This is a genomic window from Streptomyces sp. NBC_00466, from assembly GCF_041433995.1.
Taxonomy (GTDB): domain Bacteria; phylum Actinomycetota; class Actinomycetes; order Streptomycetales; family Streptomycetaceae; genus Streptomyces.
This window is the reverse complement of record NZ_CP107896.1, coordinates 3,400,478-3,423,087: the sequence shown is the minus strand read 5'-3', so window position 1 is coordinate 3,423,087 and position 22,610 is coordinate 3,400,478. Positions and strand designations below refer to the sequence as shown.

The following is a 22,610-nucleotide window of genomic DNA, read 5'->3' as shown; positions in this document are numbered from 1 at the left end:
CGGTCAGCCCTCAACTGCCGGACGGCCCGTCCCCGCCGGACGGCCCGTCCGGCAGCAGTACGGTGTCCAGCCGCCGCAGGCCCTCGGTCACCGTGTCGACGTCGCGGGCGAAGCCGAGCCGGAAGCCTTCGTCCGATCCCATGGTCTCCCCGGGGGTCAGCAACAGACCGGCCTCCAGCGCCCGGCGGCACAGCGCCAAGGAGGTCTCACCGGTACGCAGTTGTATCCATGCGAAGGGCGTGCCCTGCGGCGGCACCAGCCGGACGGCATCCGGGTGGCGGGCAGCCCACTTCTCGACGAGCCCCAGGCCCGGGGCGCACAGCCGGTGGTACTCCCGCGCGTAGTCCTCGTGCCGGTCCAGCGCCGAGCAGGCCAGGGCCTCGCACAGCACGGAGTTGGCGATCGAGGTGAGGAACTTGCGCTCCGCGCAGGCTTCCGCCACCTGCGGCGCGCCGTACACCCAGCCGGTGCGCAGGCCCGGCAGGCCGTAGGTCTTGGACAGACCGGAGACCGAGATCACCCGGTCCTGGCCCACGGCCGGGGAGCGCGACAGATCGATCGCGTACTCCTCGTCGACCAGCAGATAGGCGTCCCGCTCCGCCACCAGCGCCACCAGCGCCCGCAGTTCCTCCTCCCCGACCCGGAGGCCGGTGGGGTTGCAGGGCGAGTTCAGCGCGATCAGCCGCAGGTTCTCTCCGGCCGCCGCGGTCACGGCGGCGGCGTCCACGGACAGATCCGGTCCGTACGGCAGGACCGTCACGCTCGCGCCGAGCCGGGGCGGCAGGTCCAGCAGCGGCTGCCATCCGGGGTTGAACGCGATCACCTGGTCGCCGGGCCGCAGCAGCACGTCGAACAGCAGGAACAGCGCCTCCTGCGCGCCGTGCGTGACAGTGACCGACTCCGGCCGACCGCCGTACAGTCCGGCGATCCGGTCGCGCAGTTCCGTGGTGCCCCGGTCGGTGCCGTAGTCGAGCTTGAGGTCCGCGGGGACGGCCAGGTCGGACAGTCTGCGGCTCGGTACGTAGCTGTTGCCGAGGTCGACGTCGTAGCGCCCGGCGGAGTCGACGAACGTCCAACGGGCGATGGAGTAGACCGACTTGGCGGCGGTGCCGGCGTCGAGGGGCGTCATGCGGCAGTCCCCTGCGCGGCCGAGGCCGCGGCGGTCGGCCTGCTGGTGTCCGTGTCCGGTGCGGGCGTGCCTGTTACGGGCGGGTCGGGTACGGCCGTGTCCGGTACGGCCGTGTCCGGTACGGCGGGCAGTCCGAGACGGGCTCGGAGCCGCGGTGCCAGGAATCCGGCCGCGACCTGCTCCGAGGCGCCGGACAGGGTGACCGCGCCCTGCGCGTCGATGGCCGTCTCGAAGGCACCGCCGGGCATCCGCACCCGTACCACGTGGTCCACCAGGCCCAGGGCATGAGCGGCGCTGGCCGCGGCGCAGGCGCTGCTGCCGGAGGCCAGGGCGTAGCCCGCGCCACGCTCCCAGATCTCGATCTCCACCGTCTCGCGGTCGAGCACGCGCATGAACTGCACGTTGGTCCGCTCGGGGAAGGCCGGATGGCCCGCGATCAGCGGCCCCACCTCATGTGCCAGCGCGGCGGACACCTCGGGGAGCGGGACGACGGTGTGCGGGTTGCCGTTGTTCAGACAGGTCACCTGGAGCTGGCGCCCTGCCACGTCCAGCGGCCGGGCCACGACGGGGCCGGGCAGGTCCTGCGCCGGAATGTCCGCCGCCGCGAAGGTGGGGCGGCCCATCTCCACCCGGGCGATGCCCTCGTCGAAGTCCTCGATCCGCACCGCGGTGTCGCCCGCGAGCGTACGGATGAGGACGTCCCGCGCTCCCTGGTGGTACTGGGACAGGTAGAGGGCGAATATTCGCAGTCCGTTGGCGCTCCTGCCACAGACGCTGCCGTCGGAGTTGAAGGCGCGCAGGACGACCGGCTCGCCGGCTCTCACCGCGCCGACCGGTCCCAGCAGGACCCCGTCGGCACCGATGCCGAAGTGCCGGTCGCAGAGCAGGCGGGCTGCCTGCGCGGTGGACGGCAGCCCCAGCAGGTCGATCCGCTGCGGATCGATGACCAAGTAGTCGTTGCCCAGTGCGTGGTACTTCACGAAGTCGTACACGTGCCACCTGCTTCCGGGAGTCGTGACGGTGCCCGACCGGCTGTCGCCCGACCGCTCGGGGGCCGTACACCGACGAGAGATGCTCGTACGGTGTGCGGCCCCCAGCGGTCCGGACCCAGACCGCGTCCCTACATCGCCGACGTCTCCGGCGCGTCGTTCAGGGCCGCCTCGTCGTGCTGGTCGCCGTACCACTTCTCGCTCCAGCGGGAGAAGGCGACGATGAGGATGTCCCGGTGCCCGGGACCGCCGTCGGCGGAGAGCACGTCGGTGACGTCGTGTGCGAGCGCCCGGTCGTCCAGCAGCACAGCCTGACCGGCATCCAGGGTGCCGTCCCAGAACGGCTCCTCCGCGCCGGGGTTCCACAACCGGGTCAGACCGCCCGCGACGTTGTTGCGCCGCAGGACGGCGATCATGACGAATTCGTGCCCGTCGTGGTGCACGCCCTCCGGCGTCAGCGGGCCGGGCTTCTCACCGGTGGCCCGGGTGCGGTTCTGATGGACGTTGATCTGCCATTCTTCCGTGGTGTCCAGGGGAAATCCCTCGGCCCCGGCCCGGATGAGCGGCGTGAAATCCACCTCGATCGGCAGATATCCCCGGCGGACACCACCGGCGACGTTATTGAACTTCTTGAACGTGGTGTAGTCCCGGTGCGGCAGGAGTTCAAAACCCCAACCGGCACTCTCCGTGAAACTCATGCGGTACTGCGAGAACCGTTTGTACCGGGTGCCGTTGCCCATGTACTCGTCTACCGGGCAGTTGTCATAGCTGTCGAGCACCTTCGGCTGGACCGCCGGGATGTCGATGACCGAGAAACGCTGGTCGGTCAGTGGCATACGACTCGCCTTTCATTTCCGTGAGGCTTGTTCCACGAGGTATTCCGGGTCCGGGTACGGGTGCAGACCCGGGTCCGTCGGTCGGGGCTCCGTGCCACGTCAGCCGGTGACGAGCGCGGATGTCCCCGCGGCGACGCGGTCCTCCACATTCTCACCGGCCACCTCGGCCAGCCGTTCATCCAGATAGCGCGCCGAGGAGTTGAGCCGCCACAACGCCCCGCGGGCGATTCCCAGTCGCATGTACTCCGACGGCGCGGCCGGTTTCACAATGTTGTGGAACCAGCCCGCGGCGTGCTGGGAGTCGATGGTGATGTGCAGACGGTGGTAGACGATTCCCACGTCCGGCAGGCCGAGTCGTTCCCACGCACCCACCACCTGCACGAAGCGGTCCGGCACCAGCCATTCCGTCATGCCCAGGAAACCGACGGCCTCCGGATACCGGTGCCGGTACCGGCTGAGGAGCACTGCGAGATTTCCGCTCAGGAGGGCGGTGGCGGTCAGCGACTCCTCCATCTCCGTCTCGGACACCTCGAACACGTCGAATATCTGGTTGAAGAGAGTGGTGTGGACCTCTTCGGGCTTTCCATTCCCCATCTCGTCCCAGAAGTTGGACGCGATCTCCATCTTCGCGGGGCCGCTGGTGCCCACCTGCATCAGAGCCAGCAGGTCGTCGAACCGACCGTCGACCACGGACTCCTGGATCATGTACGTGCGCACGTCCGCCGCGGTGGCGTGGTTGCGGATGAAGTCCATGTAGTACGGGTGCTTGAAAACGCGGTGCTGCCTGGCCTGTCCCTTGAGCCAGGAAAGGAACTCACCGGGTTCGGCGGGCAGGTCCTCCAGGAGCGTGGCGTCCAGCTGCCGGTCCTCGCCGAGCAGCGTCGCCTGCTCCAGCAGCCGGGTCACCTCATGGACCGCGATCGAGCCCTCTGCTGTCTCCGCGTCCGGGATGCGCGTGATCAGGTGGTAGATGCGGGACAGCAGCAGCTGTTGGTGATAAAAGCTCTCCGCATCTCCGGACAAGGCATTGTCGTTCAGCTCGGCAACTGCCGCCCTTATCCTGTCACGTTCCGATCCTGTGAATTGTCGGTCCACCTCGTCGGCAGGCCTTGACAACCAGCCAGAGATCTCCTTGACCAGCATGGATGAGTCGTACACGCCCACTCCTTGGGTTTCCTTCGTGAGGTTCCTCAGGGCACCTGCGGCAACTCTCGGCCACTCCGTCGTTGTGGTTACAGAATGTCCGAAAGACGACTTGCATCGAACGCGGACCGCGTCCGCATTGAAGAATCTCAGGCCCCTGTGGCGTCCCCGTGGCTGGACGGTGGCGTCAGCACCTGGCAGCATGCATTCGCTCGGCCGCCTATTCACGCTCCGTGCCGCACAGCGGCACAGGGGCCCGTAGATGGGACGCGATATGGTGAGGCAGGAAGAAAGCAGCTTAAGCTTCCACTTACTTGGGCCATTGCGTGTGCTGCACGGAGAGCGGGAAGTGCCCGTACCCGCAGCGAAGTTGAGAATCCTGCTGGCGTCGATGCTGCTGCGTGCCAATCAAACGGTTTCCATGGATGAATTGGCCGCAAATCTATGGGGTGAAAAACCACCCCGAAGCGCCCATACGACGCTGCGCTCCTATGTCATGAGATTGCGCCGGGTACTGTGCTCGTCCTCCGACGAGCGGCTGGAGCCGATCCGTACCCTTCCGGGCGGCTATCTCATGACCGCGGACGACTCCCAGCTGGACCTGCTGCGTTTCCGCAGCACGCTGGCAATGGCCCAGCGCGTGGCTGCCGACGGGGACCACCGACGGGAAAGCGCACTGCTGCGCGAGGCGCTGGGCCTGTGGCGCGGGCCCGCACTGTCGAACGTCCCCTCGGACGCCCTGCACCGCGATTTCGTCCCGGGGCTGGCCGAACGCCGCTACAGCGCGCTGGAGCAGCGCATCGACCTCGATCTGGCACGCGGGGCGCATCGCGAGGTCGTCGTCGAACTCCGCGACGAGGTGCGCACGTGCCCGTGGCGGGAGCACTTCTGGGCACAGCTGATGCTGGCGCTCTACCGGCAGGGCCGCCAGGCCGAAGCACTCGAAGCGTTCCGGCAGGTCAGTGAACGGCTGCGGGGTGAGCTCGGAATCGCCGTCGGTTCCGAACTCAGGCTTCTGCACCAGCAGATCCTCACCAACGACCCGACGCTGAACCTGCCCCTGCGCTCCACCTCGACGACACTCGCGGCGAAGGCCCGTGTCACCGTCCCCGACGAACTTCCCGCGGATACGGGTGACTTCATCGGGCGTCAGGAGGAGCTGAGCCAACTGCGTGACCTGTTGGCGCAGCGGGTGTCCCGGACCACGGTCTGCGTGGTGGACGGTATGGCGGGCATAGGCAAGACCGCCTTCGCGGTGCACCTCGCCCATCAGCTCGCCCCCCGCTTTCCGGACGGCCAGCTCTTCGTCGACCTCCGGGGTTTCGCGCAGCCCAAGTGCCCAGTCGAACCGGCCGCCGCGCTGGAACTCGTACTGCGTTCACTGGGTGTGCCGGGCTCTGAGATACCGCCGCACGAGGGCGCCCGCGCGGCGCTCTTCCGCAGTCTGACGCGGGACCGGCGGATGCTGCTGGTACTGGACGACGCAGCGGACGAGGCGCAGGTCCAGCCGCTGCTGCCGACCGCGCCCGGCTGCCGGGTCATCGTCACCAGCCGCCGACGGCTGGCCCGCCTGGACCAGGCGCGGCTGCTGACCCTGGACGTACTGGACCAGGCCAAGGCCGCCCAACTGCTGGCGGCCGTCGTCGGTCCGCACCGCATCGAAGCCGAGCCCGTCCAACTGGTCGAATCGGTCGTCCACCACTGCGGACACCTGCCGCTGGCTGTCAAACTCGCCGGTGCCTGGCTGCGGGGCCACCCGGGCCGGAGCCTGAACCAGCTGGCGGAGCGCCTGTCCTCGGGCCATTCCATCGCCGCCTACGGAGTCGCCCCGTCCCTCCAGCTCTCCTATCAGCGCCTGTCCATCCCGCAGCGGCGCATGCTGCGCGTCCTCGGACTGCGCCAGGTACCCGACATCGACGTTCAGACCGCCGCGATCCTCGCCGGCGTCACACCCCGCGAGGCCGAGACCCACATGGAGAGCCTCGCCGACGCCAACCTCCTCCAGGAGCCGGTCCCCGGCCATTACTTCCTGCACAACCTGGTCCGGGCCTTCGCCGCAGGCCAGACAGCCTGAGGGGCCAGTGTTGGCGACGAGCGCCCGCCGCGGCGAGTTCCTGCTGCCGCGCAGGATCGGCGCGACCGGCCGACAGCTGGGGGCGATACTGCGCTGGGAGACGCTGCCGGCGGTGGCGGTGGGCACGAACATGTGGAAGGCATGTTGGGGGCAACCCCTCACCGATACGAATCCCACATCCTCCGCAGTTGCCCGGCAGGGCAGGCGTCGGGACGGACAGCACCCCTGTCCGGCCCGGCGTCGTTGCAGGGGGCCGCAGTTGGGCCACTTGCCATGATCCGGCACCACCTATCCTCGCCAGGTGAGAACCACCAGTCGCCTTCCCCAGCCCGGGGACACGCTGCGGAGCTGGGCGCTCCTGCCCTCCGGCGACGGAGGCACGGCGCAGAGCCTCGCGGCGCGGCCCGTACCGCGCTCGCCCCGCCTGCCGCGCGCCATGGATCTGGTGCTGACGGTCGTCGCGTTGCTGCTCGCGGTGGTGAACAGCGTCCAGAACCCCTACATGGGACCGGCCGCTCCCTGGGCGAATCTGCTGATGGCCGCGGTGAGCGCGCTGCCGCTGCTCGCACGGCGCCGGGTGCCCGAACTGGCACTCGCCATCGGACTGCTCGCCAAGATCACCGTCATGACCTCAACTTCGCAGGAAGAGATCGGCACCGCTGCGCAGGCCATCACGGGCCTCCACATCGCGACGGTTCCTGAGGAACCACTCGCGCAGCCGGCCACGCTGCGGCCGAAGGGCCCCTCGAATTCGCCGTTCGCGGTGGGGCCCTTCGGCGTACAGGGAGAGAGGCTGGGGTTCAGGCCAGGGTGAACTTCTGGGCGGGCGAGCCGTTGCAGTCGTAGATCTGGAGTCGGGTGCCGTTGGCGGTGGCGCCTGACGGGGAGTCGATGCAGCGGCCTGTGGTCGGGTTGGAGATCGAACCGTCGGCGTCGACGACCCAGTTCTGGTAGCCGCCGCTGTTACAGGTGGCCAGTTGGAGCTTGGTGCCGTTGGCGTTGATGCCGCCGGCGATGTCCAAGCACTTTCCGAGAGTGCGCAAGGTCTGGCCGCTCCAGGTCCACTTCTGGTCGAGCGAGGTCGTCTGCTGGCAGTCCCAGAGCTGGACCGCGGTGCCGTCGCCGCCGGTGTCGTCGCCCGCCACATCCACGCACTTGCCGTCCGGGCCGTAGATCGGGGTGCCGATGGCGAACTTCTGGGCGTCCGCGCCGTTGCAGTCGTAGATCTGGAGCCGGGTGCCGTTGGCGGTGGCGCCTGACGGGGAGTCGATGCAGCGGCCGCTGGTCGGGTTCTTCAGGGAGCCGTTGCCCTGGCGCACCCAGTTCTGGTAGCCGCCGCTGTTGCAGGTAGCGAGCTGAAGTTTGGTACCAGCGGCACTGTTTCCGCCGGCGATGTCCAGGCACTTGCCGAGGGTCTGCAGGGTCTGGCCGCTCCAGGTCCAGTGCTGGTCCTTCGCCGCAGTCTGGCAGTCCCAGAGCTGGACCGCGGTGCCGTCGCCGCCGGTGTCGTCGCCCGCCACGTCCACGCACTTGCCGCCCGGGCCGGTGATCGTCTGGCCGGTCACCGAACCGCCGCTCCCGGAGCCGGGGCCCTTGTTGTAGACGGCCACCGAGTCGATCACGAGCTTGCCGCCGGAGACGGTGGCCCCATTCGGACCGCCGCCGAACGCGGCCGGGAAGCCGCCGCCGATCGCCAGGTCGTAGATGATGAAGAAGGGGTGGTCGATCGCGTCGGCCCAGGTGGTCGCGTCGACCTGGTTGGCGTTGACGGTGAAGAAGTTGGACCCGTCGAGGTAGAACCGGACCTGCTCCGGCGAGACCGAGCGGTCGATCTCCACCGCGTAGTCGTGGAAGCCGGTCTGGCAGCCCGCACAGGCGCGCTCGCCGGAGCCGATGCCGGTCGACTCGTTGCACGGGCCGCCCGGGTTCACGCCGCAGTGGATGGTGCTGAAGTCGGAGCTGCGGCCGTTGATGTCCTCCATGATGTCGACCTCACCGGATTTCGGCCAGGTCACGCCGGACCGCAGCGTCGAGCCGAGCATCCAGAACGCCGGCCAGTAGCCCGCGCCGTTGGCGGTGTTGACGTTGGGCTGCTGGAGGACGGACTCGATGCGTACGACGCCGCCGGCCGGGGCGCCGAAGGTCGCCGCCTGGGTCTCCACTCGTCCGGACGTCCAGCCGCTCGCCGGGTCGGAGCCGGAGTGCAGGGCCTGGAGCACCAGATGGCTCTGGCCGTCGTAGTAGACGTTGGACGTACTGCTGGTCATGGTCTCGATCTCACCGGTGCCGAACGTGCTGCCCGCACCGGTGTCGTACTTCCACAGGCCCTGGTCGATGCCAGTGCCTGAGGCACCGTTGAAGTCGTCGCTCCAGGTGAGGGTGAACCCCGACGGCGCCGAGGGCACCGTCGCCCCGGCGTTCGACGAACCGACGAGGGTGGTCGCCACCGTGACGGCGACGACAGGGAGCAGCTTGAGCGCTCTCCTCCACCCGCCGCGCCGCCGTCTTGCCCGACTCAAGCGCATTCGCCCGACCTCCTTGGGGGATAGGCGGTCTTTCGCCTGCTTCGGCACCGCCTCCGATGGGACAGGACAGCACCGGGGCGCGGTACCGACGTGCGTCGGCCCGTCCTGACGCGGCGGGCGCCCAGACATGTCATGTACGCAGCATGTCGAGGGGTCGGGTGTTCGACAAGATGGCTGGCACGCCCATCTTCCGGAGCGGCCCGTCGGGGCGGCATGGCGAGCGCCCCCCACCCGTTGATCCGTACGAACGACCCGTACGAACGACCCGTACGAACGACCCGTACGGATGGTCCGTACGAAACCGCTCAGGTTCCGGTCGCGGCGAACGGCAGGGACGCGTAACGCCGGACGTAGTTGCCGTCGGCGAAGGTGCCCGCTGCTGGGTCGACCTCGAAGTCCGGGAAGCGGGCCAGGAGTTCCTCCAGGGCCGTTCGGGAGACCAGACGGGCCGCGGCGGCGCCCAGGCAGTGGTGCGGGCCGTGGGTGAAGGCGAGGTGCTGGGGGCCCTCGCGGGTGAGGTCCGGGTGGTCGGCGGTGGGGCCGAAGGCGCGTGGGTCGCGGTTGGCGGCGGCGTAGAGGAGGAGGACCTTGCGGCCGGCGGGGACGGTCCGGCCGTGGAGGGTGGTGTCTTCGGTGACGGTGCGGGCCAGACCCTGGACCGGTGAGGTCAGCCGGAGGAATTCCTCGATGGCGGAGGGGAGCAGGTCGGGGGTGTCCAGGAGGGCGCGGCGTTGACCGGGGTGAGCGGTGAGGAGTTCGGCGGCGCCGCCGAGCAGGCCGATGGTGGTGTCATTGCCGCCGGCGACCATCGTGAAGGCGAAGCCGAGGATGCGCAGCAGGGTGTTGGCGTCGTCGGACGGCATCAGGCCGACCAGGTCGGAGACGGTGTCGTCGGCGGGTTCGGTGCGGCGGCGTTCGATCAGCTCGGTGAAGTAGCCGAAGAGGCTGGTGACGGCTTCGGCGGCGATGAGCGGGTCGCCCAGAGCATTGGCCTCGACGATGGCGTGGGTCCAGCCGTCGAAGTGGGCGCGGTCGTGTTCGGGGACGCCGAGATAGCGGCCGACTACGTAGCTGGGCAACGGTTTGAAGAGTTCGGCGACGATGTCGCAGCTATCGCCGAGATCGGCGATGCGGTCCAGGCGGGCCCGGACGAAGGCGCGGACGTCCGGCTCGATACCGGCGACCCGGCGCGGGGTGTAGCCGCGGGTGACCAACCGGCGGAACTCGGTGTGCTCGGGCGGGTCCAGCATCACCATCGGGGCGGCGTCGGTGATGCCGAGGCGTTCTCGCTCGCCGTAGGTGATGGTCAGGCCGTCGGCGGAGGAGTAGCGGTCGGTGTCGCGGGCGGCGGCGAGCACATCCGCGTACCGGGACAGGACCCAGTAGTCGCCGTCGGTGACGTGGTGCAGGGGGTGCGCGTCGCGCAGTGTCGCGTACATCTCCCACGGCGAGCGCCAGCTCTCGCCGGCGCACGGAGCGAACGGGGCCTGCTGGGATGCGGTCATGCCGGGAGGGTGGGGGCAGCGCCCGCAAGAGTCAATGGCGTCTGTGGGCCTACGTCCTGGGCGGATCTGGCGGACGGGGCCGAGCCGTACGGGGCCGAGCCGAGCCGGGCGGAGCCGAGCCGGGCGGGACCGAGCCGTACGGAGCCGAGCCGTGCGAGGTCCCTGGAAGCCGCCCGGATACCGCGGGGCCTTCGACGTCGGCGGTCTCCGTCTTCGGTCAGCCCAGCGACGCGCTCGCCGTACGCAGTTCGTCCAGGGCCGCCAGGGTGTACCCGGCGAGCTCACCCTTGGCATCACGGTCGCCGTCGGACCATTCGGCGAAGCCCCGTTTGAAGGCAAGGACCCCCAACTCGCCCGCGAGAGCCGCAGTCGGATCGGGTACGCCGCGGGCGACCAGAGCGGTTGTCATCGCGGCCGCGAGGCTGACGCTCTTGAGGGCGTCACGCTCCTGGAGTTCGGCGCTGGCGGCCACGGCCGCCTTCAGCCGAGGGGCGAGCTCGCGATTCACGGGGCCCATCGCACTCGAAGCGCGCTCAAGACCGGCAGCGACCGCCTCCAGCGGGCTCGCGCTACCGGGCGCCTCGGCGATCCCCTCGGTCAGCAGCCGGCTCAGCGCGTCCTGCCCGGCCACCAGCAGCTCGCGCTTGTCGGGGAAGTGCCGGAAGAAGGTGCTTTTGGTGACCCCGGCGCGCTCGGCGATCTGCGCGACCGTCGTGCCGTCGTACCCCTGCTCGGTGAACAGGTCCACAGCAGCCACGACGAGACGTTCGCGCGCCCCTGGTTCCCACCGACTCATGGATCCATCATATGTGATGGGACCCTTGTGCCATCACTCCGTACGACCAGGGCACACCGGCAGGCGCTCGGCCGGGAGCCGAGGCACCCCAACAGGACACTCCCGTTCCATGGAACACCGCGTGCCGGATGATGGGGAGCAGCGGTGAGACAGCGGACACGGGACAGCTCACGCGGGACAGCGATACGAAACAGCGGACATGAGGGGCGGCGCAGTGGCAGACAGCGAATCCATCCGGTCGGAGCCGGACCCCCGGTCGGCCGGCGGGGCGCCGGAGAGCGTCGTGGCCGTTACCCGGTCCGGGGCTGAGGCCGGGTCGGCACCCGAGCCCGGCGTCGAGCCCGAGGGCGAGAGCGAGAGCGCGAACCCCCGGCGGTCCCTGCGTCGGCGACTGGGCGGGGCCGTTGTCATTCTCGTCCTTGCGGTGCTGTTCTTCCTGCCCTGGTGGACGCTGTTCGCCTCCGGTGCCGACTGGCCGTTCCCGGTTTTCCTGGCCGGCACGGTCGTCTTCGCCGCCTGGCTGGTCGCCTTCCCCTTCCTGATGGCCGCGGGCCACGGGCACCGGCGGGCCGACCGGGCCGCTCGCGTCGCGGACAGCAGCCTCGGGGTGATCTGGGTGCTGTTCACCTGGTCGGTACTGGGCGGCCTGGTGCACCTCGTACTGATGGGACTCGGCGTCGGCGGCGCCGAGCGGGCCAGGGCCATCGCCGTGGCCGTCGCCGCGATCTCGGCCGGGCTGCTGGCCTGGGGACACCACGAGGCCATGCGCGTGCCCCGGGTGAAGCGGCTGGACGTCCACGTCCCACGGCTCGGGGCCGGTCTGGACGGGACCCATGTCGTCGTGCTGGCCGACACCCACTACGGGCCGATCGACCGGGCCGGCTGGTCGGCGCGGGTTGCCGAGGCGGTCAACGCGCTCGACGCGGACGTCGTGGTCCACGCCGGCGACATCGCCGACGGCACACCCGCCCAGCGCCGCGAGCAGTCCGCGCCGCTCGGGACGATCCGGTCACGGCTGGCGAAGGTCTACGTCACGGGGAACCACGAGTACTTCGGGGAGGCGCAGGGCTGGCTGGACCGCATGGCGGAACTGGGCTGGGAGCCGCTGCACAACACCCATGTCGTCGTGGAGCGCGGCGGGGACTCTCTCGTACTCGCGGGCGTGGACGACGTGACAGCGGAGTCCTCCGGTCTGGCCGGACACCGCACGAACCTGGCCGGCGCGCTCGCGGGGGCGGACCCGGACCGGCCGGTCCTGCTCGTCGCCCACCAGCCCAAGTACGTCCGGCAGGCGGCTGCCGCCGGCATCGACCTGCAGGTATCCGGGCACACCCACGGCGGCCAGATCTGGCCGTTCAACTTCCTCGTCCGGATCGACCAGCCGGTGGTGCACGGTCTGAGCCGGCACGGGGAGCGGACCCAGCTCTACACCAGCCGCGGCACCGGCTTCTGGGGGCCGCCCTTCCGGGTCTTCGCGCCGAGCGAGATCACCCTGCTCACCCTGCGGGCGGGCGGCGAGCCGGCCACCGCGGAGCGCACCGGAGACACGACCGCGGACGGCACAGCCAGCACGGACCGTACGGCCCGCGCAGACAGCGCAGACAGCGCGAATGTCGACGACAGCTGACCAGCGGCCGTTACGGTGCAGCCGTGACCGGTTCCCCGCTGCGGCTGCGGCCCCTCCTCTTCCTGGACGTCGACGGGCCGCTCATCCCCTTCGGGGCGACGCCGGAGCAGTATCCGGACGGCTACCCGACCTACATGCAGCGGGAAGCCGCGCTCATCCGCTGCTGGCCCGGGTCAACCCCGCGCTCGGGCCCCGGCTGATGGCGCTGCCGTGCGAGCTGGTCTGGGCCACCACCTGGGAGACCGAGGCCAACAGGGTTCTCGCGCCGCTCCTGGGCCTGCCCCAACTCCCCGTGGTCACCTGGCCGGAGCCGTTCCGCGAAGACGAGTACGGCGGCCTCCACTGGAAGACTCGTACCCTGCTCGACTGGTCCGACGGCCGCCCCTTCGCATGGCTCGACGACGAGATCACCGACACCGACCGGGCCTGGGTGGAGGAACACCACCCCGCCCGAACCCTCCTCCGCCGCGTCGACCACCGTTACGGCGTCACCGACGCGGATTTCGCCGCTCTCGACGAGTGGCTGCGCGCAGGGAGCGCTTCCCGCCCCTGACAGACCGGCGTACGGCGCGACTCTGCGGACACGGCCTAACATCCCGGCATGGACTGGCTTGAGCGCACCGCGAAGTTGAGGCTGTGGACCAGAAGCGGGAATCGCGCTCCGCACAAGCCGCTGCTGTTCCTCTACGCACTCGGCCGGTTCCAGCAGGATGCCGACAGCGAACTGCGGTACAGCGCCGTCGAGAAGGACCTCAAGGAGCTGCTGACCGAGTACGGGCCGTCCAACCGGACCACGCCCTCCTACCCGTTCCACCACCTCGTGAGCGACGGCGTGTGGGAAGTACGGACTGATCGTGGGCCCGGCAGTCCCGGCAGCGGAGTGCGGGAGCTGCGGGCGGCGGGGGCCGCGGGGCGGCTGGCGCCGGAACTGCGGGCGGCGCTGAGGCGGGAGCCGTCGCTTCTCGGACGCGTGGCACGGGTACTGCTCGACCTGAACTTCCCGCCGTCTCTCCACACCGAACTCTGCGAAGCCGTCGGCCTGGAGCTGGAACCGGCGGAGACCGGACAGCTCTCCACCGGTCTGCTCCCGACCGGAGAGCTCTCGACCGGGCCGCGGCAGCGGGACCGGCGGATGCGGGAACTGGTGCTGACGGCGTACGAGTACCAGTGCGCCTTCTGCGGCTACGACGGCAGGATCGGCGCGGTGCCGGTCGGGCTGGAGGCCGCGCACGTGCGGTGGTGGGCGTTCGACGGCCCCGACGCCGTCGACAACGGACTGTGCCTGTGCTCGCTGCACCACAAGCTCTTCGACAAGGGAGTCCTCGGTATCGGCGAGGACCACCGCATCCTGGTCTCGCAGCGATTCGTCGGCCACAGCACCACCGCCCGCCGGCAAGTGATCGCGCTCGCCGGCCGTCCGCTCGCCGGACCGCAACCGGGCGCACTCCCCGTCGCGGCGGCTCACCGCTCCTGGCACACCAGCCAGGTCTTCCACGGCACCCCACGCCCGGTCTCCGCCGTCTGACGGCCGTTCCGCCCTCCAGTCCACCACCATCGACCAGCCAGGGGCCTACGGTGGAAACAACCCGTACCGCGCCTCACCCGCAACCACATCCACACCCACATCCGCACCCGCACCCGCACCCGCACCCGCACCCGGCGTAAGGAAGCGTCCGATGAACCCCTTCGAAGAGTTCCGCGCCCTGCACCAGCCCACCGCCGAGGGGCCGCTCGTGCTGCCCAACGCCTGGGACCACGCCTCGGCGGCCGCACTCGCGGAGGCCGGGTTCCGCGCCATCGGGACGACCAGTCTCGGGGTCGCGGCAGCGGCGGGAAAGCCGGACGCCACCGGCAACGCCCGCGCGGAGACCGTGCAGCTCGCGCTGGGACTCGTCCGGCTGGACGCCCTGATCAGCGTGGACATCGAGGGCGGATTCAGCACCGACCCGGCCGAAGTCGGACGGTTCGCCGCTGAGTTGGCGTACGCGGGCGTCGTCGGAGTCAACATCGAGGACGGGCGGACCGACGGTACGCTCGCCGATCAGGACCGGCAGTGCGAGGTCATCCGGGCCGTGAAGGACGCGGCGCCCCAGCTCTTCGTGAACGCCCGTACGGACACCTACTGGCTCCCCGGGCACACGGAAGAGACCGCGCGCCGGGCGGACGCCTACCAACGCGCGGGCGCCGACGGCTTGTTCGTCCCGGGCCTCCAGGACGGACATGCCATCAGCGCACTGATCCGGGACCTCGCCGTTCCGCTCAACATCCTGGTGTCGCCCGGCGGGCCCTCCGCCGAGGGGCTCGCCGCGTTGGGGGTACGCCGGATCAGCTGCGGCTCCCTGCTGTTCCGGGCGGCTTTGCACGCGGCGGTCAACACGGCCAGGGCCGTGGCGGAGAGCACGGCCCTCCCCGCCGGGACGTCCGGCATTCCTTCGTACGCGGCGGCACAGGCCCTCTCCGAACGATTCGGCAGCACCGGCAACTGAGGCGAGCGGCCGGTCCAACTCCCCGGCGCCCGTGGGCTGTCACACCACTCAGCGCCGGGCGGCCGATGCCAACAGCTCTGTTCCGTCAGGCGTCCTGCGGGTACCAGCGCAGTTCGACGGTGTTCCCGTCCGGGTCACGCACGTACACCGACTGGGCGCTCCCCCGGGCGCCGAACCCCTCACCGGGACCGCCCTCCACGGTGAATTGGGACAACTCTCCGGCCTCAATGGCCTGTTGCCAGTCGAGTGGCTCGACGACCAGACAGATGTGGTCGACATTGGCACCACCGCCCACCGGACCCGGCCCAGCCCCAGGGCTCTCCGGCGCACGGACGATATCGATGATCGTCACAGGACTGACCCGTACGGACGGAAAGGGCGCTTTACCCGCACGCCACTCCTCCACCCGGACCGGTTCGAGACCGAGCGGGCCACAGTAGAACTCAAGAGAGCGCTCGACATCGGCAACGTTGAGGACAAGGTGGTCGAAGCCGGTCACACGCATGGGAACTCCCTCTCGTGACGCTCATGAACTGCATCTCAAGAACTGCTTCTCATGAACTGCACCCAGTGAACTGCACCTCGTGAACTGCACCTCGTGAAGCGCGTCTCGTGAACCGCACCTCATGACCTCCATCTCGCCTGGCGCGCATCCCCTTTCCACTCAACATAGTGCGCACCGAGCAGGAAGATCAGCGACCGCTCCGCGCCACTCGATTGACCTCCGTACGGCCCAAGCACCGGCATTTCCCATACCCCAGCGTGCGATGACTGGATATACCCGGACCGGAACACATATGCATGGGGGTGCATCGGCATCACCGAAATTCCGCCGAGCGACGAGAAATCCGCGAAGTCCTGGTGGCGCCGAATTACGTCACCGTCGCGATGCCAACAGAACCGGCAGCAATAACAGACCTACGTTTCTGTATGGAGAGAAGGCGACCGCTTTCCCGCTCTCGTATGCTGACCGAGTCATGCCATCAGAGAGTTTTCTCCGGGCCCGCAGACCGGAGCAGAAGCAGCAGCGGCGCGAGACCATTCTCGCGGCCGCCCGCCGTCTTGCACTGGAACACGGGGTGCGACGGGTGACCCTGGGCAGCGTCGCCGACGCCGTGGGGCTCGCCAAGTCCAATGTCATCCGGTATTTCGGGACCCGCGAAGAGATCTTCCTGGTGCTCGCGGCAGAGGACTGGCAGGAATGGCGAAGCGAGGTGGCCGCACGGCTGGACGCGGGTGAGGAGGCCATCGGCGCGCTCGCCGAGACCCTCGCCGAACGGCCGCTCTTCTGCGATCTGCTCAGCCAGACCGCGACGATCCTGGAACACAACATCTCGCTCGAAGCGGCCCGCGCCTACAAGCACACCGTGCTCGCCGCCATTTCCTCGCTCAGCGCCCACGTCGCGCGGGCCCGCCCCGGGCTGACCGAACACGAGTGCACCGACCTGGTGTCGACCGCCGGGGCTCTCGCCGGCACGCTCTACCCGATGGCCACCCCGCCGCCCGTACTGGCCGAGCTGTACGCCCAGGAGCCCCAACTCGCAGCCGTCCGGCCCGCACTGCTCGCGACGCTGCGGCGCACCCTGTCCGCACTGGCCGCCGGGCTGCCCGCCGTGCGCTGACAGTCCTCTTGCCGGCACCCGAACGCCACACCGGCGTTCACCGTGCGCGGACGCGCGGGAAGGATCCCGGGTGACCACGACACGCAGCAGCACAACACACCGCACGGTCAACGCCAACGCCACCACCGCCTCCGCCTCTCTTGCCCTGGTCTCCCTGACCCTGACCTCCCTGACCCTGGCCTCTCTGGCCCTGACCTCTCTGGCCCTGGTCTCGACAGCCGCACCCGCAACCGCGGCGCCGTACCCCGTACGCCCCGATCCGGCGAAGCAGGCCGCGCAGCTGTCCCGGGAGCTGGTACGGGCCTCGTCCGCACGGGGCGCCTACCGGCAGCTGCGGAAGTTCCAGTCGCTCGCCGACGCACACCGCTCCACGCGCGCCGCCGGAACGCCCGGCCACGAGGCGTCGGCCCAGTACGTCCACGACACCCTACGGAAGGCCGGCTACCGGGTCTCGTACCAGCCCTTCCCCATCACCTACATCGAGACCCGGGCCGAGAAGCTGGCCGTCGTCACGCCCGCCCCGCGCGAACTGGCGGTCTCGGCGCTCTCGTACACCAGGTCCACCCCGGTGGGCGGGATCACGGCCGCACTCGCCGTCGTACCGGTGGACGCCACCACGGGATGCGAGCCGGCCGACTACGCCGCAGGGGCTTACACCGGCAAGATCGCGCTGATCCGCCGTGGCGGCTGCACGTTCACCCAGAAGCAGAAGGCGGCGGCCGGTGCGGGTGCGGTGGCCGCACTCATCGCCAACAACACCGCCGGCGCGCTGTCGGGCACCCTCGGATCCCCCAAGGGCGTGAAGATCCCCACCGGCGGCATCTCACAGACGGACGGCACAGCACTGGCCGCCCGAGCGAACCGGGCCACTGCCCGACCACACACCAACCCCAACACCAGCCCCACTCCCAACACCAACACCAAGGCAGTGACCGTCTCGCTGGAGATCCGTCAGCTCCAGGAGCGGCGCACCACCCGCAACGTCATCGCCGAGACCAGGGGCGGCGACCCGGCCCACACCGTGATGCTCGGCGCCCACCTGGACTCGGTCACGGCGGGACCCGGCATCAACGACGACGGCTCGGGCTCGGCCGGCCTCATCGAGGTCGCCCAGCAGCTCGCCCGCATCCGCCAACAGCCCGCCAACAAGGTGCGGTTCGCCTGGTGGTCGGCGGAGGAGCTGGGGCTGCGCGGCTCCTCCGCGTACGTCAGGAGCCTCACCGCCCCGCAGCGGAAACAGCTCGCCCTCTATCTGAACTTCGACATGATCGCCTCACCGAACTACGCCCAGCTCGTCTACGACGGCGACAACTCCGACGGCAAGGGCGCCGGGCCGGGTCCGGCGGGGTCCGGCCCGCTGGAGCGGGGCATCACCGCCTTCCTGGACCGCAGACACGTGCCGCATGAGAGCACGGACTTCGACGGCCGCTCCGACTACGGCCCGTTCATCGCCGCGGGTATCCCGTCGGGCGGCACCTTCACCGGCGCGGAGGAGATCAAGACCGCCGCGCAGGCCAAGAAGTTCGGCGGGAAGGCGGGAGTCGCGCTCGACGCCTGCTATCACCTGGCGTGCGACACCCTGAAGAACATCAACATGAAGGCGTTCGGCATCAACATCGCCGTCATGGCCGACGCCGTGGGGACGTACGCATCCGACGTGCGCTCACTGACACCGCACACCGGCACCGCACACCGGGCATCGGCACCGGGCACCCACACCACGCACCGCGCACCGAGTCGCCTGCGAGCCGTCACGGAACGGCCGGCCAGCGCCTCCTGGATTGAGTGCACCCAGTGCAGGAACAGTGAAGGCCAGGTGCCCATCCGCAATCTTGGCCACAGGGTCACCGGAGGGAGTGGTTCCGATCCTGGTTCACTCCCGATTCACTCCCGATATGTCACCAGATAAGAGCTTTGGACTGCGATACCACCGCCACACCGTGGCTGCGCCCGGAGGCGCTTCCCCGGTAGGCTTTCCGTGTGATCTTCAAGCGCATCGGAAGCGGACGCCCGTACCCCGACCACGGCAGGGAATCCACCCGCCAGTGGGCGGATGTAGCGCCGCGCCCGGTCCGGCTGGACCAGCTCGTGACCACCAAGGGCCAGCTGGACCTCGAAACGCTGCTCGCCGAGGACTCCACCTTCTACGGGGATCTCTTCGCGCACGTCGTGAAGTGGCAGGGTGACCTCTATCTGGAGGACGGACTGCACCGGGCCGTACGAGCCGCACTCCAGCAGCGGCAGGTCCTGCATGCCCGCGTCCTCGACATGGGCTGACGACTCACAGACAAGCGGGACCAGGCCCTCTGCCGGTCCGCAGGCACACCCACACCGGCAGTCCAGTGACTCCCGCCGACTCGAATCCCTCGCCGGGGACCGGGAATCCACCCTGGCCAGAGCCGTTTACTGGTCCTTTTGGGGCCATTTTCGCCCATCCGGCGGTCATCAGATGATCGTTCAGTTCGCATCGCTGCCCCACCGCACTACGCTGCGCTCATGAGCATGCTCACACCCCCCGGCATGGGCGGAAAGTACCGCATCACGGGCGACAAGTACCCGAGGATGCACCGCCCCCGACGGCGTGGCCGACTCGTCTTCGGGATCGTGGCCGCAGTCGTCGCCCTCGGCCTGGTCGGCTGGGGATCGCTGCAGCTCATCCACCTCTTCACCGGCGGCTCCCACAAGGCGTCGGCCGCGGGCCAGCAGCACGACTGCAAAGCCGGCGCCTCGCCCGCCTCCACCGCGCCGCCGAAGGCACTGCCGAAGCCCGCGACGATCAAGGTCAACGTCTACAACGCGACCCCGCGCGGCGGACTCGCCAAGTCCACCGCCGACGAGCTCAAGAAGCGTGGCTTCGCTATCGGCAAGGTGGGCAACGCCCCGGCCGCCTTCGACAAGAAGATCCCCGGCACCGCGCTGCTGCTGGGCTCGGCCAGGACCCCGGGCGCGTCGTTCTCCGTACTCGGTACGCAGGTCAAGGGCGCCACGCAGAAGACCGACACCCGGAAGACCGGCGACGTCGACCTGATCATCGGCACCGGCTTCAAGGCCCTGGACACGAAACAGGACGCCGCCAAGGCGCTGACCGTACTGGCCCACCCCCAGCCGGCGCCCGCCGGGAAGTGCTGACGCCGTGAAGTAGCACTGCCGCCACCCGCCCCGAAGCCGCAGTCGGAGTCGGAGTCGGAGCCACAGTCGAAGCCGGAGTCGCAGTCGGGGCCAGGGCGGAAGCCGGAGCCCCGGCGCGCGACGTGCCCCCGGCGCGGGGCGTGGCTATTCGGCCGACCCGTACATCCGGTCGCCCGCGTCGCCGAGCCCCGGCACGATGTAGCCCTGCTCGTTGAGCCGCTCGTCGACGGAGGCGGTGACCACCGTGACCGGGGTGCCCGCCAGTTCGCTCTCCATGACCTCGACGCCCTCGGGCGCGGCGAGGAGCACGACGGCCGTGACGTCGTCGGCGCCGCGCGCGATCAGCTCGCGGATCGCGGCGACCAGCGTGCCGCCGGTGGCCAGCATCGGGTCCAGTACGTACACCTGACGCCCCGAGAGGTCGTCGGGCATCCGTGACGTGTAGGTGGACGCCTTCAGCGTCTCCTCGTCGCGGACCATGCCGAGGAAGCCCACTTCGGCGGTCGGCAGCAGCCGCACCATTCCTTCGAGCATGCCGAGCCCCGCCCGCAGGATCGGCACGACCAGGGGGCGCGGGTACGACAGCCGCACGCCGGTGGTCGCCGTCACCGGGGTGTCGATGTCGACCTGCTCGGTGCGCACATCGCGCGTGGCTTCGTACGCGAGCAGGGTGACCAGCTCATCGGCGAGGCGCCGGAAGGTGGCGGAGTCGGTGCGCTTGTCGCGCAGCGTGGTGAGTTTGTGCGCCACCAGCGGGTGGTCGACGACGTGGATACGCATACGACAACGGTAACCGGGCCCCGGACCGGCCCGCGCTGGCATCAACACGCCCGGCGCGGGGAAGGTGGGCCGGTACGGAGGTGGTGTGGCCGATGCCCGAGTCCGAGCCCGCGAACGCGGCCCGCAGCAAGGCCGGCGACGAGCCGGTGAGCCGATCCGCGTACGAGGCGGGGAACCGGCCGGAGAACGGGCCCGCGTACGAGCAGGCGAGTGAGCCCGCGTACGAGCCGGGCGCCCGAAGCGCGGCCGGGACCGGCGTCCCGGAGAGCGCCGCCGACCGGCGGCGACGCCGTGCGCAGTTTCTCCGTGAGCTGAACGAGGCCAAGGAACTGCGCGACCGCGTGCAGCCCAGGCGCGCCAAGGTCGCAAGGCTGCGACATGCCATGCGCATGCGTACGTTCCGCTGGTAGCGGCGTACCAATGTTTTACCGCCTCCGGGAAGCAACACGCACACCTGAGCCCGAAGACCTCTCGCGAACGCCATGTTTCTGCCACGATTCCCACTGGGCGGCGCACAGCGCCCCTTTCGATTGGCACCCCTAAGACCAGTGGGAGAGTCACGGTGTACTTCGCCGCACTGCTCGCGCGCACCGAAGACGGGTGGGAAGCGAGCGACACGGAGCTCGACGATGTGGAAACCCTCAGTGATCTGACCGATCTCGCCCGGGAAGCCTCCGGGGACGAGGACACCGTCCTCGTCTTCATCGAACAGGAGGGCGCCTGGTTCGGCGTCGTCCGGGTCGACGGCGAGGATGATCCACGGATCTACGTCTCGGATGCCGCAGCCGCAAGCCGTTCCTCGTACGGAGAGATCCTGCTCACCGACGAGCTGATGGGCCGGGAGCCGCAGGACCCGGACGCCCTGGAAGAACTTGTCGATCTCGACGGTACGGAGGACGGTGAGCTGGAGGAGGACGGGGACGACCCGGACGACGAGAGCGAAGCCGTACCGCCGGGACCGCTCGGGGACATCACGATCCTCGCCGACCTCGGCGTGACGGAGAAGGAGCTCCTGACACTCGGCACCGACGCACTGGCTGACATCGCCGACGCACTGGGCGCCGCCGAGGTCCTGGAAACTGTCCGCTGACCTACCCCAGGTGCCCGGCTGACGTACCCAGGTACCCGGCCGTCCCACCGCAGGTGCAACGACAGCCGGACACACCGCTGCCGGTACACCGTCATCGGGCACACCACCGAACAGACGAGCAGATGACCGATCCCCTACGTGATCCCTGGGCCGCGCCGATGCGACTGGCCCTGGCCGAGGCCGCACAGGCGGCGGTGGCCGGCGATGTGCCGGTCGGCGCCGTCGTGCTGGCCCCGGACGGCACGCCGGTCGCGGCGGGCCACAACGAACGCGAGGCGACGGGCGACCCGACGGCACACGCCGAGATCCTGGCGGTCCGCCGGGCCGCGGCGTCGCTCGGCGAGTGGCGGCTGACCGGCTGCACGCTCGTCGTCACGCTGGAACCCTGCACGATGTGCGCGGGCGCGATCGTCCAGTCGCGGGTGGACCGGGTCGTCTTCGGCGCACTCGACGAGAAGGCGGGAGCGGCGGGCTCCCTCTGGGACGTCGTACGGGACCGCAGGCTCAACCACCGCCCCGAAGTGATCGTCGGGGTACTCGCGGACGCGTGCGCGGACCAGCTGACGTCCTTCTTCCGCGACCGCTAGCGGCCCCTCCGGCCCCCTTCCCGAAGGCCGATTTCTGACCACGGCCGACCTTGGGCTAAGCTCTCTCTCGGTAGCGTGTCCGAGCGGCCGAAGGAGCTCGCCTCGAAAGCGAGTGTGGGGAAACTCACCGAGGGTTCAAATCCCTCCGCTACCGCTCTCACACCCTCCTGATCTGCGGAAACGCAGTCAGGGGGGTGTTTTGCGTTCCGGGCAGGCGGCGTTGGTGCGGTTCCCGCGCCCGCACGCTCGCCCCATGGCTCCATATCGAGGCATTTCCGGTCATATCTCCGCC

General features: G+C 69.7%; 21 protein-coding genes, 1 tRNA gene and 1 pseudogene. 14 read left to right on the top strand and 9 right to left on the bottom strand.

Going from position 1 to position 22,610, the window contains the following annotated elements:
- Window positions 1-10 precede the first annotated feature (10 nt).
- From OG210_RS15160 to OG210_RS15145, 4 genes are all read right to left on the bottom strand, one after another.
- Window positions 11-1,129 carry a pyridoxal phosphate-dependent aminotransferase gene (locus OG210_RS15160; protein ID WP_328328696.1) on the bottom strand — a complete coding sequence of 373 codons (1,119 nt, stop codon included), beginning with the start codon at window positions 1,127-1,129 and terminating at the stop codon, window positions 11-13.
- Window positions 1,126-2,121: a diaminopimelate epimerase gene (gene dapF / locus OG210_RS15155; protein WP_328328698.1), complete on the bottom strand. Its 996-nt coding sequence runs from the start codon at window positions 2,119-2,121 to the stop codon at window positions 1,126-1,128. Before dapF ends, OG210_RS15160 begins: the two co-directional genes overlap by 4 nt.
- 128 nt (window positions 2,122-2,249) lie before the next feature.
- On the bottom strand, window positions 2,250-2,954 hold the full coding sequence (locus tag OG210_RS15150; RefSeq protein WP_328328700.1) for a 2OG-Fe dioxygenase family protein: 705 nt from the start codon (window positions 2,952-2,954) through the stop codon (window positions 2,250-2,252).
- Window positions 2,955-3,053: 99 nt separating this feature from the next.
- Window positions 3,054-3,977: an iron-containing redox enzyme family protein gene (locus OG210_RS15145; RefSeq protein ID WP_328328702.1), complete on the bottom strand. Its 924-nt coding sequence runs from the start codon at window positions 3,975-3,977 to the stop codon at window positions 3,054-3,056.
- A gap of 382 nt (window positions 3,978-4,359) precedes the next feature.
- Here OG210_RS15145 and OG210_RS15140 point away from each other — a divergent pair, with 382 nt between their 5' ends.
- On the top strand, window positions 4,360-6,171 hold the full coding sequence (locus tag OG210_RS15140) for a BTAD domain-containing putative transcriptional regulator (RefSeq protein WP_371537005.1): 1,812 nt from the start codon (window positions 4,360-4,362) through the stop codon (window positions 6,169-6,171).
- A 301-nt stretch (window positions 6,172-6,472) separates the two neighbouring features.
- Window positions 6,473-6,985 carry a hypothetical protein gene (locus OG210_RS15135; RefSeq protein ID WP_328328704.1) on the top strand — a complete coding sequence of 171 codons (513 nt, stop codon included), beginning with the start codon at window positions 6,473-6,475 and terminating at the stop codon, window positions 6,983-6,985.
- Here the strand turns inward: OG210_RS15135 and OG210_RS15130 are convergent.
- From OG210_RS15130 to OG210_RS15120, 3 genes are all read right to left on the bottom strand, one after another.
- On the bottom strand, window positions 6,972-8,696 hold the full coding sequence (locus OG210_RS15130) for a ricin-type beta-trefoil lectin domain protein (protein ID WP_371537001.1): 1,725 nt from the start codon (window positions 8,694-8,696) through the stop codon (window positions 6,972-6,974). The genes OG210_RS15135 and OG210_RS15130 overlap by 14 nt on opposite strands.
- Window positions 8,697-9,001: 305 nt before the next feature.
- The gene (locus OG210_RS15125; protein ID WP_371536998.1) at window positions 9,002-10,201 is read right to left on the bottom strand and encodes a cytochrome P450; all 1,200 of its coding nucleotides are present in this window, start codon (window positions 10,199-10,201) and stop codon (window positions 9,002-9,004) included.
- 217 nt (window positions 10,202-10,418) lie between these two features.
- Window positions 10,419-10,997, bottom strand: a complete 579-nt coding sequence (locus tag OG210_RS15120; protein WP_328328710.1) for a helix-turn-helix domain-containing protein — start codon at window positions 10,995-10,997, stop codon at window positions 10,419-10,421.
- 379 nt (window positions 10,998-11,376) lie between these two features.
- Between OG210_RS15120 and OG210_RS15115 the strand changes: the two genes are divergently transcribed.
- The 4 genes and pseudogenes from OG210_RS15115 to OG210_RS15100 all read left to right on the top strand — a co-directional run bounded on the left by OG210_RS15115 (window position 11,377) and on the right by OG210_RS15100 (window position 15,110).
- The gene (locus OG210_RS15115) at window positions 11,377-12,624 is read left to right on the top strand and encodes a metallophosphoesterase (protein WP_371540310.1); all 1,248 of its coding nucleotides are present in this window, start codon (window positions 11,377-11,379) and stop codon (window positions 12,622-12,624) included.
- Between the two features lie 23 nt (window positions 12,625-12,647).
- Window positions 12,648-13,177 (top strand): annotated as a pseudogene (locus tag OG210_RS15110) (HAD domain-containing protein).
- 48 nt (window positions 13,178-13,225) lie between these two features.
- Complete coding sequence (locus OG210_RS15105) at window positions 13,226-14,149, top strand: phosphorothioated DNA-binding restriction endonuclease (RefSeq protein WP_371536994.1); 924 nt, start codon at window positions 13,226-13,228, stop codon at window positions 14,147-14,149.
- Between the two features lie 151 nt (window positions 14,150-14,300).
- Entirely contained in the window at window positions 14,301-15,110 is an 810-nt protein-coding gene (locus OG210_RS15100; protein ID WP_371536991.1) for an isocitrate lyase/phosphoenolpyruvate mutase family protein, read from the top strand.
- A gap of 85 nt (window positions 15,111-15,195) precedes the next feature.
- Here OG210_RS15100 and OG210_RS15095 read toward each other — a convergent pair whose 3' ends face one another.
- On the bottom strand, window positions 15,196-15,615 hold the full coding sequence (locus OG210_RS15095; RefSeq protein ID WP_328328718.1) for a VOC family protein: 420 nt from the start codon (window positions 15,613-15,615) through the stop codon (window positions 15,196-15,198).
- A gap of 472 nt (window positions 15,616-16,087) precedes the next feature.
- Here OG210_RS15095 and OG210_RS15090 point away from each other — a divergent pair, with 472 nt between their 5' ends.
- The 4 genes from OG210_RS15090 (at window position 16,088) to OG210_RS15075 (ending at window position 19,861) form a co-directional block, all read left to right on the top strand.
- On the top strand, window positions 16,088-16,732 hold the full coding sequence (locus tag OG210_RS15090) for a TetR family transcriptional regulator (RefSeq protein ID WP_328328720.1): 645 nt from the start codon (window positions 16,088-16,090) through the stop codon (window positions 16,730-16,732).
- A gap of 184 nt (window positions 16,733-16,916) precedes the next feature.
- Window positions 16,917-18,641 (top strand): M28 family metallopeptidase, encoded by a 1,725-nt coding sequence (locus OG210_RS15085; protein ID WP_371540308.1) that lies wholly within the window; start codon window positions 16,917-16,919, stop codon window positions 18,639-18,641.
- Between the two features lie 71 nt (window positions 18,642-18,712).
- The gene (locus OG210_RS15080) at window positions 18,713-19,009 is read left to right on the top strand and encodes a type II toxin-antitoxin system VapB family antitoxin (RefSeq protein WP_164262735.1); all 297 of its coding nucleotides are present in this window, start codon (window positions 18,713-18,715) and stop codon (window positions 19,007-19,009) included.
- Between the two features lie 219 nt (window positions 19,010-19,228).
- Window positions 19,229-19,861 (top strand): LytR C-terminal domain-containing protein, encoded by a 633-nt coding sequence (locus OG210_RS15075; protein WP_328328722.1) that lies wholly within the window; start codon window positions 19,229-19,231, stop codon window positions 19,859-19,861.
- A gap of 144 nt (window positions 19,862-20,005) precedes the next feature.
- Here OG210_RS15075 and upp read toward each other — a convergent pair whose 3' ends face one another.
- Window positions 20,006-20,641 carry a uracil phosphoribosyltransferase gene (upp, locus tag OG210_RS15070; protein ID WP_328328724.1) on the bottom strand — a complete coding sequence of 212 codons (636 nt, stop codon included), beginning with the start codon at window positions 20,639-20,641 and terminating at the stop codon, window positions 20,006-20,008.
- 92 nt (window positions 20,642-20,733) lie between these two features.
- On the opposite strand from upp, the gene OG210_RS15065 reads away from it, so the two are divergent.
- The 4 genes from OG210_RS15065 (at window position 20,734) to OG210_RS15050 (ending at window position 22,472) form a co-directional block, all read left to right on the top strand.
- Window positions 20,734-21,051 (top strand): hypothetical protein, encoded by a 318-nt coding sequence (locus OG210_RS15065; protein ID WP_328328726.1) that lies wholly within the window; start codon window positions 20,734-20,736, stop codon window positions 21,049-21,051.
- A 152-nt stretch (window positions 21,052-21,203) separates the two neighbouring features.
- Window positions 21,204-21,731 (top strand): hypothetical protein, encoded by a 528-nt coding sequence (locus OG210_RS15060; protein WP_328328728.1) that lies wholly within the window; start codon window positions 21,204-21,206, stop codon window positions 21,729-21,731.
- A 122-nt stretch (window positions 21,732-21,853) separates the two neighbouring features.
- Window positions 21,854-22,318 (top strand): tRNA adenosine(34) deaminase TadA, encoded by a 465-nt coding sequence (gene tadA / locus OG210_RS15055; protein ID WP_328328730.1) that lies wholly within the window; start codon window positions 21,854-21,856, stop codon window positions 22,316-22,318.
- 69 nt (window positions 22,319-22,387) lie between these two features.
- Window positions 22,388-22,472, top strand: a tRNA-Ser gene (locus tag OG210_RS15050).
- The last annotated feature ends 138 nt before the right edge of the window (window positions 22,473-22,610 follow it).